Origin of the sequence: Staphylococcus pseudintermedius (assembly GCF_001792775.2) — a bacterium.
Taxonomy (GTDB): Bacteria; Bacillota; Bacilli; order Staphylococcales; family Staphylococcaceae; genus Staphylococcus; species Staphylococcus pseudintermedius.
The window spans coordinates 180533-195393 of the sequence record NZ_MLGE02000004.1; the positions used below are offsets into that span (position 1 = coordinate 180533).

Genomic DNA, 14861 nt, shown 5'->3' on the forward strand with positions numbered 1-14861 from the left:
ATGACAATCTAACGGCTTGCTTCAAAATTTAAAATAAATAGGCTATAATTAAATTATTAAAGACAAGGGGGTAATCACATGACAAAAGTTGAGCACCTTGACATTAACTACAAAACAGAAGAACTTTTTGAAGACTTTCGTCAAAATTTTGGCAACAAAGATTTATACATGGTGAACGAACTGCACGGTGAGATGATTGATGCCAGTTCTGAGTCACCATTTTATGGTATTTATGTTGGGGAAAAAATTGGCGCACGTATGGCACTTTATCGAAAAGGCGAAGTTGAAGAGACATTTTTTCCGAACTTTGACGATTATCTCGTCGTTTGGAAACTCGAAGTACTTAAAAAATATCAAGGCAAAGGTTACGGTTCTGCATTAGTCGCATATGCAAAATCATTCGACCTTCCTATTAAAGCGATTGCGAGAAATGAGTCTAAAGACTTCTTTATTAAAAATGGTTTTAAAGATTTAGAAGTCAAAAATGACGATGGGCACGATATACTCGTTTGGGAACCCCAAAAATAATAACAAAAGTTGAAGGGTGCTGTTCTCAGTTGAAAAACTAAGAACAGCACCCTTCAATTTTAAGACAATCCTGAATCCCTTCTAAAAAATTGAGGAGATTGGATTTCTGAAAAATGATAATCTAGTTTTTGGAAATCTAATCATCTTCCACTTACATTACAACCATACAAATGATGGTAGTTACTTGAATTACTTTAAAATCTCTTTTAATGCTTCAATATGGTTAATCGTATACGTCGGTTGAATAGACGTTTTATTTTCAAGCTGACGGTGGTTAAACCAGCAAGTATCAATTCCAGAATTAATACCACCTTGAATATCAGAAGTAAGTGAATCCCCCACGATTAGGAAGTCCTTTTTATCATACTGATGAAACACTTTAAAGACCTCTTCAAAAAATGCGACATTCGGCTTCTGTGCTCCAATTTTATCTGAAATAAAAATATGATCCATCATGGAGTGAAGGTCCGTTCGTGCGATACGTCGTTCTTGTGTATCTGTTACACCATTCGTCACTATCGCTAATGCATAATTTGATTGAAGTGTTTTCAACATAGGAATGATACCCGTGAGCCATTTAATGGGAGCACGTGCAAGACCATCACGAAAGACAACATCCGCTTCTTGACCATCAACTGTCATGCCATATGTCGCAAATGTTTCGATAAAGCGATGACGCAATACTTCCGCTTTCGTTATTTCTCCACGTTGAAATGCTTCCCAATGATTTTGATTAATTTCCTTAAAACGGTGATAGTCATGTAGTTGAGAAGGTACGGCATAATGACGCATTAAATGGGCATATGCCTGTACTTCAGCGTCATGAAAATCTACCAATGTATCATCAAAATCGAATAAAATTACTTTATAACTCAAATTTCACGCCTCCCGAAAGTCAAAAGAATCTTTCTAAGTGTATCAAAATACGTATGATCTGTCATACGATTTCACTGATGGAGTAAGAATGGGCCGATAAAACTATGACAGAGTGGACTACTTGATTGCACACTTCGACATGTCATTCAACGTAAAAAAAGATGATACATTCCAGTGCCCACGTTCACCCTATGCGCACGAAATCTATCATCTCTATCAATAGTCAAGTTCATCATCTTAACTGATTCGACATTTGAATTTATTTATTGTTAAGGAAAGTTGATATTCAATTGTCAAAAGTAGAAACGATTAATTAACCAAAGAAGCCACTAATTACATTAATACCATTTGCTACGATATCAGCAATGCTTGTGCCTAATGTGACCCAATCATGGTTAATACCTGCCTCGATTGTGTTTTTAATTGCGTCAAATAATTCTGTCATAATAGAACCCCTCCATAAAGATAATTTATATTACAAAGCATTGAACGGTTTGCTTTGTTAAATTAACTATAACGTGTTTTATAAATATTGCCGTCAATCTTTCTCAACTTGTTGGTTAGCATTCCTAATCGTCTGAAACCATCGTCATTTTTCACAGTTAAGATGCCCAACTGTTTTCTAAAAGATAATAATTACTTTTGATAAACATCTATAAAATATAATTAAGATTACTTACAGATTTAACTTATCAATATATTTAGTTTCTTGATTATCATTAACATATTGGCAAAGATATATTGCCTAACTGTAAAATGAATTCATCTTTATTTACACTTAAGCATTCAAATAAACGAGTTAGGCCATATCCTCCTTTTAATCTCCCACATCGTTTAAAATATGGTTACAGTATAAATAAAGAGGAGGTCATCGCTATGATGTGGGCAGATATCATTTTAGGCATTGTTAAATTAATTAAAGGGTTAATCGATACATTCAAAAAATAATCCGACATGATAAAGGCTGAGACATTCAATTGTCCGGCCTTTTTTTAGTGAGTAAAATAGTACTTCGATTCCCTTACAACAATCTGGCTCAACATGCATGATGTTCAAATACTACTCTGCACATTGACCACCTTACACCCCTTATACTACCTCACCCGCTTACCATTTTCGTCCGTAAACTTTTCACATGCGCATCCATGCAAAGCTTATGCTTCACACCGTCCCTTCATTATGAAGCAATCTATATGTTATCACTACAAAATACATACAAAACCTGCGCTCGAAGTGACGATTCAAAGCCGATTTGATATACTTTTGAAAAATAGTGATTTGTTTTTGAAACATATCGTGATATTATAACTTCAAAAAGAACCGAGGCGTCAAAGATGTATAGTAAAAGGCAACCTATCTTGTTTTATCTTATTTTATTTTTAAGTACTACTTTCATTGGTAGTCTTCTTCTTTACTTACCTTGGACTGGTCAAAAGCCGATTTCTTTTGTCGATGCTATGTATGTAGCGACGAGTGCTTTTACAGTGACCGGCCTGACAACCGTGGATATTACAGAGCAGTTTAACGTTTTAGGTCATACTGTCATCATGCTTCTCATTCAAATTGGCGGTATGGGAATTGTAGCCGTGTCTCTATTGACACTAATGATTTCACAAAAGAAGATTACATTTCAAAATAATCAATTATTCAAGTTAGAACTTAACATCGATGAGACCATCAATGTTGTTAATTTCGCAAAATTTATTTTCATTTTTACGGTAGTATTTGAAGCGCTAGGTGCCATGATCCTCGCAACAGTATTCGTGCCTGAGTATGGATGGTCTAAAGGCATGTTCATTAGTGTCTTTACGTCTATTTCAGCACTCAATAATGCTGGATTTTCTTTATTCAGTGACAATTTAGTTTCTTATGCGAGTGATCCCGTAGTCAATTTGATGATTGCGATATTAATTATTGTCGGTGGGATAGGCTATATCGTGTTATTCGACCTAATGACAACACGCCATTTAAAACGACTTCACGTTCATACGAAGGTCACATTATTTGTCACTTTTATTTTAATTGTTGTTGGGACACTCGGCTTTTTAATATTAGAACATCATCACGCATTAAAAGGGATGTCTTTTCCGCAACAAATATTAGTTTCATTTTTCCAATCCGTCAGTACACGTACAGCCGGTTTTAACACGATAGACTTTTCACATCTCGCGCCGGGTACACTCATGTTGACCATGATTTTAATGTTTATTGGTGCAGGTCCGATTAGTGCAGCCGGCGGGATTAAAGTCACAACATTTACACTTGTACTATTATATGTGATCACCTCATTGAAAGGTCACCGCTATACACAAGTCTTTCATCGTTCGATTGATCAAAAACAAACACAAAAAGCAGTTGCGATTACATTAACAGCAATGATGTTCATTATCTTTATTATATTTTGGTTTGCTGTGGCGCAACCGAACTTACAATTTGAAGCGATCGCTTTCGAAGTCATTTCCGCATTTGGAACAGTGGGCTTATCTACAGGCATTTCTACAGAATACGATACCTTTGCGAAGGCACTGATTATTATTACAATGATTGCCGGTAAAATAGGTGTACTCACATTGTTAGGTGTTTTACATAATCGCACAAGAGAAACTTTCCATTACGCGAAAAGCCATTTATATTTATAAAAAATCAAAACACGCCATCACACTGTTTAAAATGTGATGACGTGTTTTTAGTTGATGTGATTCCTAAGTATGCACCGGACAATATCTCAATGATAGCGCACTGCCCTATGCGACTACTTTGAATTATTGTGCCGTTGTATCTTGACCGTGAATCATCCAACGAATACCGTATCGATCTGTAAATACACCCATTTTCCCGCCCCAGAACTGTTCTGCTAAAGGCATTTCGACTGTAATACTGTTATGATCTTTTACGCGGTCATACAGCGCTTCAATTTCTTGAGCATCTTCCCCAACATTCACATCATAGTCTAACATGAGTGAAATCGCACCGTTAATTGACGCCGCTTTACCAAATGAATCAGACGCAAACAATTGCGTTGAAGCAATAGTGAATTCCGCATGCATCGTCGCATCAGTTGCATCCTCTTGTGACAGTCCAAAATGACCTGCTTGTTCTTTTGTTACTGGTAAACGATTAATCTCAGTGGCTCCGAAAACTTCCTCATAATATTCTAACGCTTCTTTGGTATTTTCAAACGCAATATATGGATATAATTTTGTCATAGTCCCTATCCCTTTCATATCACTTACTTTATTACTATATACCTTTTAGTTAGATAAAAGAAACAAAGTGTATGATAAGGGCCATAACTGTCATACTATGGATTAAAGTCTTATCAAAAAATTGAAAACTAACCTAAAATATTTTAAAGGTATAGTGAAAAGCATTGTTCATTTTTTAGTGATAATTTAAATTTTACTATCTATTTGTTGTAATTTTTTGTATTAGGTGTTAAATGTTTAATTTTTTTCTTAAGCTTATGTTGATTTATAACGACCGATTCGCTATAATTATCCTTGTGTTGAAAATGTCCTGGTAGCTCAGCTGGATAGAGCAATGGCCTTCTAAGCCATCGGTCGGGGGTTCGAATCCCTCCCAGGACGCTAATTACTCCCTCTAACGCTTGTTGTTAGAGGGATTTCGTTTTTTACGTGTCAATTATTAAACCCCACCTATTGCAGGCAGGGTGGTTTTCGTTCTTATGTGAATTGAAACAAATTACAGTCTCAACGTTTACTTTAATCACAGTCTATATGTGTCATTTATTTCTGATTTCATCTATTTATAATATTGCTAATAGGGTTGTATTCGTTGTATTTTTTATAATACTAACAAAGTCATTATTTGAATCATTTTATATTATTTGTTATAATTCAAATGAAAGACAGGGAGGCAGTGTCAATCACACATAGTGGTTAGGGGCTGTCTTCTTTGTTTTTCAGTATATCATAGAGTAATAACAATCTTCTTAACTCTGTAGTCAATTGTATTTCCCCATCTTCTTTTAGTTCTTTCAACTCATCAACTAAAAACTCTTTAACTTCATTGATACTTAATTCTCTAATGTTATATGAAATTGTTTCATATATTTTAGCCTTTTTATACCCCGCTTTAATTAGTTTTGTCAACGATAAGTTCGAGTTTTTAATGACAGAAGATTCATTAATAGAATCATAATGTTTGGAAAAATTTGATAATGTCGGAATTTTATTTCGTAGCTTTTCTTTTTCTGTATTATGTAGTTTTGAATTATTGATATTTTCAATTGTTAAAAATTTATTGCATGGAAATCTTGCATTTCCGTTTTGCATATGAGCATATCTCAATCTCGTTTCATTGCTTATTTCATCCTTATCGGAGATGTAATCTAGGCAATATGAAATATTATCAGGTATCTGAAATATATATTTACTATCACCTATAGCTATAGCTATATTATTGTGTTGCATTTTCTCTTCAATTTTGTCAATTTCTTCAGGTGATATCAAAACAGAGTTCAAAGTACCCTTTTTCCCGCTATCAATAATTAGTTTTTTCATTACGTGCTTATATTTTCTGACTTCCGCTGGCGCTACACCTTGATTTATCTTTGATATTTTATTAAATATTTCATAGAAATTACTTGTTCTAATAATCCTGATACTGCAACCAAGATCAGAATCTTTTACTCTTTCTTCTTTTATTTCATGTTCATTTTCGTCATATTCAATTAATATAAGTCTTTTTTCAAACTGTATTAATTCTTCGTTATTTAATGATTTAGTAAAGTCCCTTATTATACCTCTTATATTAACATCAGTTAATGAATAACCCATAAAAATAATAGGCGAATTGATCATCATAGAGATGATTTTTGCACTTATAAGTACTGAATTTTTATGAAAAAAACTATAATCAGCTTCGGTTATTACAATACTTTTAGGGTCTGTTATACAACCATGGACTTTATATATTTCAGAATAGTTTTCTGTATCCTCAAAAAAACCTCTTTGACCAATATACTTTTTTATTTTATACTTATTATTTTCATTATATACTTTTTCAATAAATTCATCATAATTAGTGGTCAAAATTATTTGTGCTTTACGTAACATTTTTTGATAAACAATTCGTTCATTTTCCATTTCTTTATTAAATTTAATGTTTTCAAACTTATTTGACAAAAATTTTTTGAATGGTGAAATATCAGATTGGTAGGCATCTTTGGCTGAAAAGCCGTTGATACTTATTTCATTCTCATAAAACTTGTTATTAAATCTTTCTTCAATTTTAGTAGCTATTTTTATATTAACCTCATGAGATACTTCATATTTATTCTTTTCTGGATTTTTATCTTTAATGCTACTTCTTAGTTTATTTAATTCGCCGTAAAAATTTTCCAATCCGGCTTTTTCCCAACATTCCTCTAACAACTCATTCCAAGAAGGTGATTTTTCTAAAAATCTTTTAGAAATACCTGATCCAATAAATATAATGGGAAATTCGTTTATTTCAATTAATTCGTCTAAAACATTGTTCATTTTGAATAATGCCCCCCTTTTAAAAATAGCTAGATATAGGTTGTTCAAGTTAAATATTGTATAGACATTTATTAGTAAAAAAACTTTTGCATTTACTGATATTAGTCGTATCCATAATATAAGTGTTTACAATATAGCAAAAATACCCCCACATCAGAGCGTATCTGCCTAAAAAGGAGTGGAGGCGTTATCACCAAAATTATAACACAAAAAAACAGGGCAGTCGCAATGACTGCCCTTAATATAATATAGTATGAACTTTTTAACTTATTACTTAACTTCTAACTTGCCCCACAAGGCTTTTTCTTTCAACAATTTACCATCCTTGTCAGTAATTTTACCAATAGGCATATAAAAATTATGGTTCTGTTGCAAAGTTGAATTTATAGTATAATTTTAACAAAAAAGAGTCTTCTGTATGAACTATTTCAGATATAAACAATTTAACAAGGATGTTATCACTGTAGCCGTTGGCTACTATCTAAGATATGCATTGAGTTATCGTGATATATCTGAAATATTAAGGGAACGTGGTGTAAACGTTCATCATTCAACGGTCTACCGTTGGGTTCAAGAATATGCCCCAATTTTATATCAAATTTGGAAGAAAAAACATAAAAAAGCTTATTACAAATGGCGTATTGATGAGACGTACATCAAAATAAAAGGAAAATGGAGTTATTTATATCGTGCCATTGATGCAGAGGGACATACATTAGATATTTGGTTGCGTAAGCAACGAGATAATCATTCAGCATATGCGTTTATCAAACGTCTCATTAAACAATTTGGTAAACCTCAAAAGGTAATTACAGATCAGGCACCTTCAACGAAGGTAGCAATGGCTAAAGTAATTAAAGCTTTTAAACTTAAACCTGACTGTCATTGTACATCGAAATATCTGAATAACCTCATTGAGCAAGATCACCGTCATATTAAAGTAAGAAAGACAAGGTATCAAAGTATCAATACAGCAAAGAATACTTTAAAAGGTATTGAATGTATTTACGCTCTATATAAAAAGAACCGCAGGTCTCTTCAGATCTACGGATTTTCGCCATGTCACGAAATTAGCATCATGCTAGCAAGTTAAGCGAACACTGACATGATAAATTAGTGGTTAGCTATATTTTTTTACTTTGCAACAGAACCGCCTTTTTGTATACCCAAAAAACCGTGAGAGTATTATCCTCTTACGGTTTTTTCGGCACTTTAACTTGATGAAAATAATAATTCATCTAAATCAAATATCTCAATATATTTATGCGTATGTTGTTTAATTAAACCCTTTTCTTCCAATGCTGAAAACTTTCGACTTATTGTTTCAGGAGTTGTACCCAAATAAGAAGCTAGATCCTTCTTTGACATTGGTAAGGTCACATAAGTATGATTTTCTTCATTCTCAACGTATTCTGATAGAAAATCAATAATACGAGACTCTACTTGCTCCATACCAACCTGCATCGTTTGCTTTTCTGATACCTGTAAACGTTTCGTAACGTCTGATAGGATTCTTCTCATAATTTCTGGGTAAGCATCTAAATAGTCATTCATATCCTTTTTATGAATTCTACATATACTTACTTCTGATATTGCTTCAGCATAATTAGAATGGTAACTTTCAGTTTGAAAAATAGCCACTTCTCCCATAAAATCACCAGGATTTAGTATGCGTACAGTTTGTTCACGACCGGATTCATTTAAGTTATAAATACGTACACGCCCATTATTTACGATATATAGTGTGTCATCTTTATCACCACTTCCAAATAACAACGCATTCTTTTCATAATGTACTTCATGCGCTGATTGTGCAATTAAACTCATTTGTTCTTCATTTAGGTGGTTAAAAATCGGAACTAAACGTATACAATCTACATGACTATGGTGATGATGGTGTGCCATACAACTTTCCTCCTAATTAATCATTATCTATATAGTCATCGTCTTCTAGCGCATCCTTGTTAACAAAGGCTTGAAGTTGCCAAATATTTACATCTAAATAATCTTTATAACTAATTAGTAAATCCTCTAACGCATCATCTGCTTCTTCTTGGGCTAAACGCATTGCACGAATGGTAAATTCACGGTTAGATCTAAAATCCTCTACTAACTGTAAGACCATTTTTTCAGCAGAATAATATTTTTCAGACAGATCTTCAGAAATCGTTGTGAATTTTTGGAATTCGGTAGTTGTTGATGCTGGCTTAAATCCTGAAGCTAGTAAACGTTCTGCAATTTTATCAAACCATGTTTCATTTTCATTATATAGTTTTTCAAATACCTCATGCAATGAATAAAAATTTGTGCCTTTTACATACCAATGATATTGGTGTAATTTTACATGAAAGGTATGAATATTAGCCAGTACATGATCTGTAACAGCTGCTGCATTAATCTTAGTATGATGAATGTGTTCTTTATAGGCTTGTTCAGCAGCTAATTTTTCTTGTCTTTCATTTACTGTTGTCATTTTATACACCTTCCTTTACTTTTGAATTAATAACGGAATATCCTAAGTTTTCAATAGCTTTTTCAATTGTATTCAAATTGACTTGTTCTTCATCAAAATCCACTTTTACCTTACTTGCATTGAACAGCACTTTTACAGAATCTTTTTCTACACCAGCAGTCTGTTTTAAACCACTTTCAATTTTTTGTAAACATGATGGACAAGTTAATGTTTCTAATTTTAATGTTGCTTTAGTCATATCTATCACTCCTTTAAATAAATTATACAAGGTATTTTTTTAAAAATAATTGACACGGATCAATTATCTTAATTGATAACTTCTTAATCTCATTGCATTTAAAATAACGACCAAAATACTTGCCTCATGAACTAACATACCAATTGACATAGACATCCATTCACTAAATATTAAACTACCCAATAATATTATCACCACACCAACAGCAATGAGAATATTTTGTTGCATATTCGCGTATGTCCCTTTAGCTAAACCTAAAGCATGGGGGAGACGATTAAAATTGGAATTCATTAGAACAATATTTGAACTTTCAATAGCCACATCTGTCCCATTTCCCATAGCTATCCCTACTTCTGCAATAGCTAGAGAAGGGCTATCATTCACACCATCACCAATAAAAGCAACAATTTCACCAGTAGACTGTCTTTCTTTTAAAAATGCTTGCTTCTCCTCTGGTAGCATATCGCCATGGGCCTCGGTTAATCCTATCTCCTTTTTAACTAAATTAACTGTACCTTGATTATCCCCTGATAATACAATGATATTTTTAACACCAAGTGATTTTAATTTTTGTAGGTCTTGTTTAACGCTTGGTCGAACTTGGTCACGGATTCCCATTAAAATGATTAACTGACGATCAACTGCCGTTAATACAATTGAACTACCGGCTCTTTCTAATTTATCTAATTCTTTAAGAACATCATTAGATAGTGGAATACTTTCTTGTTCCATTAAGGTTTTATTCCCTACTGCAACAATGTGTCCGTCAACGTGAGCAATTATACCCCCACCTTTTATAACCTGTGTACTCTCTACAGGTCTTAGTTTATATTGCGCTAATTTATTTGTAATAGCGACAGCTAAGGGATGGTCAGATTCCCTTTCAATCGAGTATATTAAAGATAAATCCTCCTCTTGATTATTTCCATAGTAAACGAATTCGCTAACTTCAGGCTTTCCTTCAGTTAAGGTACCTGTTTTATCAAATAGGACTGTATCTACATTCGCAAAATGACTAATCACTTCAGAACCTTTAAACAAAATACCATTCTTTGCACCATTTCCTATACCCGCGACATTTGAAACAGGTACACCAATGACCAAGGCCCCTGGGCAACCAAGTACTAATACAGTAACTGCAAGTGCTGTATCTTTAGTTAATACCCAAACTAATAGCCCAATGATAAGTACTACAGGTGTATACCAACGAGAGAACTGGTCAATAAATCGTTCAGCTTCCGATTTAGAATCTTGTGCTTCTTCTACTAACTCAATAATTCGGCCAAATGTAGAATCTTCCCCAATTCTATCAGCAACTATTTGAATAGTCCCATTATCCATAATGGTACCGGCAAATACTTCATCACCTTTCTCTTTCTTTAGAGGTAAAGATTCACCGGTGATATTAGCCTCATTTACATGTCCTTTTCCAGTAGTTACCTTACCATCTACTGGAATCTTAGCCCCAGTTTTTACTATGAGAATATCTCCTTCCTCTACTTCATCAATATCTACTTCTTCAAATTGTCCGTCGTACAATTGCTTAAAAGCAGTCTCTGGAGCCATTTCCGTCAACTCTTTAATAGCAGACCGTGTTTGCTTAAGTGTACGCTGTTCTAAATATGATCCAAATAAAAATAAGAAAGTAACAATAGCTGACTCTTCGTAATTTTGAATAAAGAAAGCACCAATAACCGCTATAGTTACTAAAACATCAATACTCACTACTTTTACTTTCATAGCCTGATAAGCCTGTATTGCGATTGGTATAACACCCAATATAGAAGCAATTATAAAAGCACTATTAAAGATAACCATATTGCTAAAGATAAAATGTGCAATAAAACCTATAATAATAAGTAAACCACTAATAACAGTAATATGATTTTTATGTTTCAAAATAGTCTGTTGCATATAAACCTCTCCTACACTTTAGTTTAACCATAGTGTATTCGTTTTTAAGAAATATAAACTTGACCTATATCAATCTTATCTAATAAATATAGCGAATAATATTTAGGCTTAAACAGATAGATATATATAAATAACTAGGACATATACTCATGACCTAATTATTTTCATTATTGACTATTTACTCTTTCATATAATTTTTGTTAGCATTTAATTCCTTTTTATAGCTCAAATGATCATTCATCTTAAGCTTATTCTCTAAACGGCTAGCAGTCGCAATGCTAGCCGTTTTCTTTTTATTATTGTTTTTAACTTGTACTTTCTAATTCTTGAGGGATTAATATAATTGTAAACCCCTTTTCAAAATATTCTGAACTATCACTAATTAAAATAAGTAAATATTCATTATCTTTTTTCTCAATAGTATATTTCATAACTACTTCTTCTGATTTATTTCCAGTATAACTAGGTTTATTAAGTGTAAATGTTATTTCTGTTTCTTCTTCATTTAATGTATATTGATAAGCTGTTGTTATTGATAAAATATTAGAAGAAGAAAATATAACGGTGTCATCAGCGAAATCTGCTTCACCTGAATTACCATTACTTTGGACAATATTCCAATTATTTTCTTGTAAATCATCGTTTTTGAGACAAAACCTCCTACTACAGAATTAGGAGGTTTTTCTTACATACTTTAGTTTCTAAACTTGTGTTATAATCAATGTGTCATAAATATCAAAAAATACGAGTTTTTAGACGATGAGAGTCGTGTTTATTTGCATCGAGAACCAGATTTCATTAGTAAGTACCTATAAAACTATTAAAAGAGGTGGTATTCAAATGGCTAAAATTGGTTATGCACGTGTATCAACACAAGATCAAAGTTTAGACGGACAAATAGATACACTTGAAGAATATGGTTGTGAACGTATCTTTAGTGAGAAAGCAAGTGGATGTAAAACAAAAAGAACGGAACTTGATAAATGTTTAGATTATTTACGTGAAGGCGATGTGTTGGTTATTTACAAACTCGATCGTCTTGGTCGTACAACGAAACAACTCATCGAACTTTCTCAATGGTTGGACGAAAATAACATCGATTTACATATTATTGATATGAACGTATCGACCAAAGATGCGATGGGAAAAATGTTCTTTACCATGATGAGTGCATTTGCGGAACTTGAAGCTAACTTATTAAGTGAACGTACAAAACCTTTTTCTTTTAACATATAAACCTCCTTAACATATTAAAATAACCAAGATATAGCTTCCTTTAAAGTCACTCCTAGAGTATGGACTTGTGACTCAGATAAACCAGCTGCACGACCCGCTCTAATAGCAGCATCTCTAACTGCATTAGCAGGGACTTCACTCCATTTCAACAAATGCTTTAACTCTTTTACTAAAGGAGTGTATGCTTTATTAAAAGCATTAACCGCTTTTTTTCACCTACTTTTCTACTAGTGCAACCGCCTTGCTTTTATTGTTAATGATTAATTTAATAGCGGTCTTAACAATCTTTGTAGTCCCAATTCGATTTTGCGCTTTTGGGTTAATAGCCAAGTCAGAATTTTTATTTATTTTAACTCCATCGACACTTACATATCTGGCTTCCGTACTATCATTGGCTGTTTTAAAAGTCTGACTGTTCACATTGCTTGCTTTAGCATCTGCTAATGGACTCATCTCCATTAATAAAACTGCACTCGCTAACAATGTTCCAAATGTTTTTCTTAGTTTCGAATTTAAAAACCCTTAGTTTTAATTTTACTTCCAAGTTTTAATAACATCTCCTTCGTAACCATAATATAGTTTAATCTTATTACAAGTAATTTATTGCCATGGGTTCACTTGAAATAATAATTAAATAATTTAATGTCCCATGGTTTATCACCGAAATATGTATAGCATTAAGAAGCTAAAACGTCATTTCCTAACACACAAAAAAAGCAATCTATATAGGGATAGTCCCAACTTACAATTAAAAAACTTCTTTAGCGATTAGTCATTCATGCCAGATCCATTCATTATGATTTTTCCAATAGATGCGACACCAACTATCAATGATTTCAAACACATAAATTAACGCGCCTAGTACGTATTCGGCTTGTCCTACATTGAATTGATAATTAGCGCGATTCTCTCCATAGCGTGTTGCTGATGTAGCACCTAAACCGTCCACTTTTGCATTAAAATATGCACCTTTTGACCATTTGAGGTGATAAGGCGTTCTACTTCCACTGATAATCTTACTAGCTGAGTTATTTACAGCTTTGTGCAATGGTGGGTTAATCTTATTAGCGATTTTAGAAGTGGTATTCTCGCTTTTGTAATGAGGGCGGATAAAATGAGTGCAACCATAGTAATTGTTTCATCTTAATATTGCGGTCATGTTTGCATTGCCATCAAAATTTTGCTCTAAAATTAAAAACTGCTTCGTATTACCACCATTGTAAACAGTACCGGCCGTATTGTTTATAAATACCGTCTCTATATACCGCCACATCACCCACTTGCGGTACGATACACTATGCAAACACTAATTTCTATTTTTATTTAAAAAGTGCAGGCACTGTGCTATATTATTTGTGAGGTGATAAAATGATAAAAGATACTAACACGAGAATTAGCGTTACAGTTTCAAAAGATAATCGAGACAAGTTGAAGGAACTCGCTAAAAAAGAAAACAGAAGTATGTCGAACATGGTTGAGCATTTGATTACATCTTACATCGAGAGAAGTTCAGAAAAATGAGGTGAATTGATGCTAGACTAAGAAACGGACACAGTAAATTGATGAAGAACTTGATGCATCATCAAAGAAATCAATTGGTAGGCGTGTCAGTGATGGGAAGAAGAAAATAAAATCTTAACACGTCTCTATTTTCTCGATATTGCGACTTTTAAAATTAAATCCACTAAAAGGATCATTGAAGCCATTTAATCATCCACTTTCCGAAAATTTTTCGAATCCTTATTGATATTCAACGTCTTCATCATGGTAGCAACACTAAAATAAACGGAAGCCTTTCATTTTTCGGACATTTCGGCATGCACAACTGTCTGTACTTTTCATTATTTAAACAGTTGCGAATGAATTTAAACAACTTGAGGACTTTTCAAAAATTAATGCCTTACGTGATTTATAATGACATTAATCAAACATTAGGAGGTGAATCGACATGTTTATCATCGACTTAATCAAAAAAGTTATCGAATTCTTGAAAGGTTTATTCGGTAACAAATAAGACATCGTTTGACTGAGTTTGAGGCTGAATCATACTAATGGAGATACATATCTTCATTCCGATTCTCACCTCTAACGT

General features: G+C 33.1%; 16 protein-coding genes, 1 tRNA gene and 2 pseudogenes. 8 read left to right on the plus strand and 11 right to left on the minus strand.

Translation table 11 applies throughout. From position 1 onward, the window contains the following. Positions 1-78 precede the first annotated feature (78 nt). On the plus strand, positions 79-528 hold the full coding sequence (locus BJK46_RS04855) for an N-acetyltransferase (RefSeq protein WP_014614188.1): 450 nt from the start codon (positions 79-81) through the stop codon (positions 526-528). Positions 529-717: 189 nt separating this feature from the next. Here BJK46_RS04855 and BJK46_RS04860 read toward each other — a convergent pair whose 3' ends face one another. Beyond that, positions 718-1404 carry a YjjG family noncanonical pyrimidine nucleotidase gene (locus tag BJK46_RS04860; protein WP_014614189.1) on the minus strand — a complete coding sequence of 229 codons (687 nt, stop codon included), beginning with the start codon at positions 1402-1404 and terminating at the stop codon, positions 718-720. Between the two features lie 313 nt (positions 1405-1717). Then, positions 1718-1849, minus strand: a complete 132-nt coding sequence (locus BJK46_RS04865) for a beta-class phenol-soluble modulin (protein ID WP_014614190.1) — start codon at positions 1847-1849, stop codon at positions 1718-1720. A 434-nt stretch (positions 1850-2283) separates the two neighbouring features. Between BJK46_RS04865 and BJK46_RS12625 the strand changes: the two genes are divergently transcribed. Further along, entirely contained in the window at positions 2284-2352 is a 69-nt protein-coding gene (locus BJK46_RS12625) for an alpha-1/alpha-2 family phenol-soluble modulin (protein WP_224398680.1), read from the plus strand. Between the two features lie 386 nt (positions 2353-2738). Continuing rightward, entirely contained in the window at positions 2739-4043 is a 1305-nt protein-coding gene (locus BJK46_RS04875) for a TrkH family potassium uptake protein (protein WP_015728986.1), read from the plus strand. Positions 4044-4166: 123 nt separating this feature from the next. Here the strand turns inward: BJK46_RS04875 and BJK46_RS04880 are convergent, their stop codons facing one another. Then, positions 4167-4610, minus strand: coding sequence for a VOC family protein (locus BJK46_RS04880; RefSeq protein WP_014614193.1), 444 nt, complete (start codon positions 4608-4610; stop codon positions 4167-4169). Positions 4611-4917: 307 nt separating this feature from the next. Here BJK46_RS04880 and BJK46_RS04885 point away from each other — a divergent pair. Continuing rightward, positions 4918-4991: transfer RNA gene (locus tag BJK46_RS04885), tRNA-Arg, on the plus strand. A 312-nt stretch (positions 4992-5303) separates the two neighbouring features. Here BJK46_RS04885 and BJK46_RS04890 read toward each other — a convergent pair. Next, positions 5304-6908 (minus strand): SIR2 family protein, encoded by a 1605-nt coding sequence (locus BJK46_RS04890; protein ID WP_070407706.1) that lies wholly within the window; start codon positions 6906-6908, stop codon positions 5304-5306. A gap of 270 nt (positions 6909-7178) precedes the next feature. Then, positions 7179-7283, minus strand: coding sequence for a hypothetical protein (locus BJK46_RS12705; RefSeq protein WP_442248534.1), 105 nt, complete (start codon positions 7281-7283; stop codon positions 7179-7181). A gap of 43 nt (positions 7284-7326) precedes the next feature. Here BJK46_RS12705 and BJK46_RS04895 point away from each other — a divergent pair, with 43 nt between their 5' ends. Continuing rightward, positions 7327-8001, plus strand: a complete 675-nt coding sequence (locus tag BJK46_RS04895) for an IS6-like element IS257 family transposase (RefSeq protein ID WP_001105987.1) — start codon at positions 7327-7329, stop codon at positions 7999-8001. 119 nt (positions 8002-8120) lie between these two features. Here BJK46_RS04895 and BJK46_RS04900 read toward each other — a convergent pair whose 3' ends face one another. From BJK46_RS04900 to BJK46_RS04915, 4 genes are all read right to left on the minus strand, one after another. Then, complete coding sequence (locus BJK46_RS04900; protein ID WP_011867731.1) at positions 8121-8813, minus strand: Crp/Fnr family transcriptional regulator; 693 nt, start codon at positions 8811-8813, stop codon at positions 8121-8123. A 16-nt stretch (positions 8814-8829) separates the two neighbouring features. Then, positions 8830-9381, minus strand: a complete 552-nt coding sequence (locus BJK46_RS04905) for a Dps family protein (protein WP_103263671.1) — start codon at positions 9379-9381, stop codon at positions 8830-8832. Position 9382: 1 nt separating this feature from the next. Further along, a complete protein-coding gene (locus BJK46_RS04910) occupies positions 9383-9619 on the minus strand; it encodes a heavy-metal-associated domain-containing protein (protein WP_015728977.1) in 237 nt (78 codons plus the stop codon). A 63-nt stretch (positions 9620-9682) separates the two neighbouring features. Next, positions 9683-11533, minus strand: coding sequence for a heavy metal translocating P-type ATPase (locus BJK46_RS04915; protein ID WP_112424780.1), 1851 nt, complete (start codon positions 11531-11533; stop codon positions 9683-9685). 840 nt (positions 11534-12373) lie between these two features. On the opposite strand from BJK46_RS04915, the pseudogene BJK46_RS04920 reads away from it, so the two are divergent. Next, positions 12374-12748: pseudogene (locus BJK46_RS04920) on the plus strand (recombinase family protein); the annotation flags it as partial. Positions 12749-12985: 237 nt separating this feature from the next. Here BJK46_RS04920 and BJK46_RS12415 read toward each other — a convergent pair. Together BJK46_RS12415 and BJK46_RS04930 are read right to left on the minus strand one after the other, a co-directional pair. Then, complete coding sequence (locus BJK46_RS12415) at positions 12986-13252, minus strand: hypothetical protein (protein WP_129821132.1); 267 nt, start codon at positions 13250-13252, stop codon at positions 12986-12988. A 289-nt stretch (positions 13253-13541) separates the two neighbouring features. Further along, positions 13542-14058: pseudogene (locus BJK46_RS04930) on the minus strand (CHAP domain-containing protein); the annotation flags it as partial. 79 nt (positions 14059-14137) lie between these two features. On the opposite strand from BJK46_RS04930, the gene BJK46_RS12630 reads away from it, so the two are divergent. Next, positions 14138-14290 carry a ribbon-helix-helix domain-containing protein gene (locus tag BJK46_RS12630; RefSeq protein WP_081247720.1) on the plus strand — a complete coding sequence of 51 codons (153 nt, stop codon included), beginning with the start codon at positions 14138-14140 and terminating at the stop codon, positions 14288-14290. Between the two features lie 427 nt (positions 14291-14717). After that, positions 14718-14783, plus strand: a complete 66-nt coding sequence (locus tag BJK46_RS12635) for an epsilon family phenol-soluble modulin (protein WP_095658924.1) — start codon at positions 14718-14720, stop codon at positions 14781-14783. Positions 14784-14861: the final 78 nt, after the last annotated feature.

Coding starts and splice junctions, on each gene's coding strand:
- BJK46_RS04855 (WP_014614188.1), top strand. CDS start 79: ATGACAAAAGTTGAGCACCTTGACATTAACTACAAAACAGAAGAACTT.
- BJK46_RS04865 (WP_014614190.1), bottom strand. CDS start 1,849: ATGACAGAATTATTTGACGCAATTAAAAACACAATCGAGGCAGGTATT.
- BJK46_RS04875 (WP_015728986.1), top strand. CDS start 2,739: ATGTATAGTAAAAGGCAACCTATCTTGTTTTATCTTATTTTATTTTTA.
- BJK46_RS04880 (WP_014614193.1), bottom strand. CDS start 4,610: ATGACAAAATTATATCCATATATTGCGTTTGAAAATACCAAAGAAGCG.
- BJK46_RS04890 (WP_070407706.1), bottom strand. CDS start 6,908: ATGAACAATGTTTTAGACGAATTAATTGAAATAAACGAATTTCCCATT.
- BJK46_RS04895 (WP_001105987.1), top strand. CDS start 7,327: ATGAACTATTTCAGATATAAACAATTTAACAAGGATGTTATCACTGTA.
- BJK46_RS04900 (WP_011867731.1), bottom strand. CDS start 8,813: ATGGCACACCATCATCACCATAGTCATGTAGATTGTATACGTTTAGTT.
- BJK46_RS04905 (WP_103263671.1), bottom strand. CDS start 9,381: ATGACAACAGTAAATGAAAGACAAGAAAAATTAGCTGCTGAACAAGCC.
- BJK46_RS04910 (WP_015728977.1), bottom strand. CDS start 9,619: ATGACTAAAGCAACATTAAAATTAGAAACATTAACTTGTCCATCATGT.
- BJK46_RS04915 (WP_112424780.1), bottom strand. CDS start 11,533: ATGCAACAGACTATTTTGAAACATAAAAATCATATTACTGTTATTAGT.
- BJK46_RS12630 (WP_081247720.1), top strand. CDS start 14,138: ATGATAAAAGATACTAACACGAGAATTAGCGTTACAGTTTCAAAAGAT.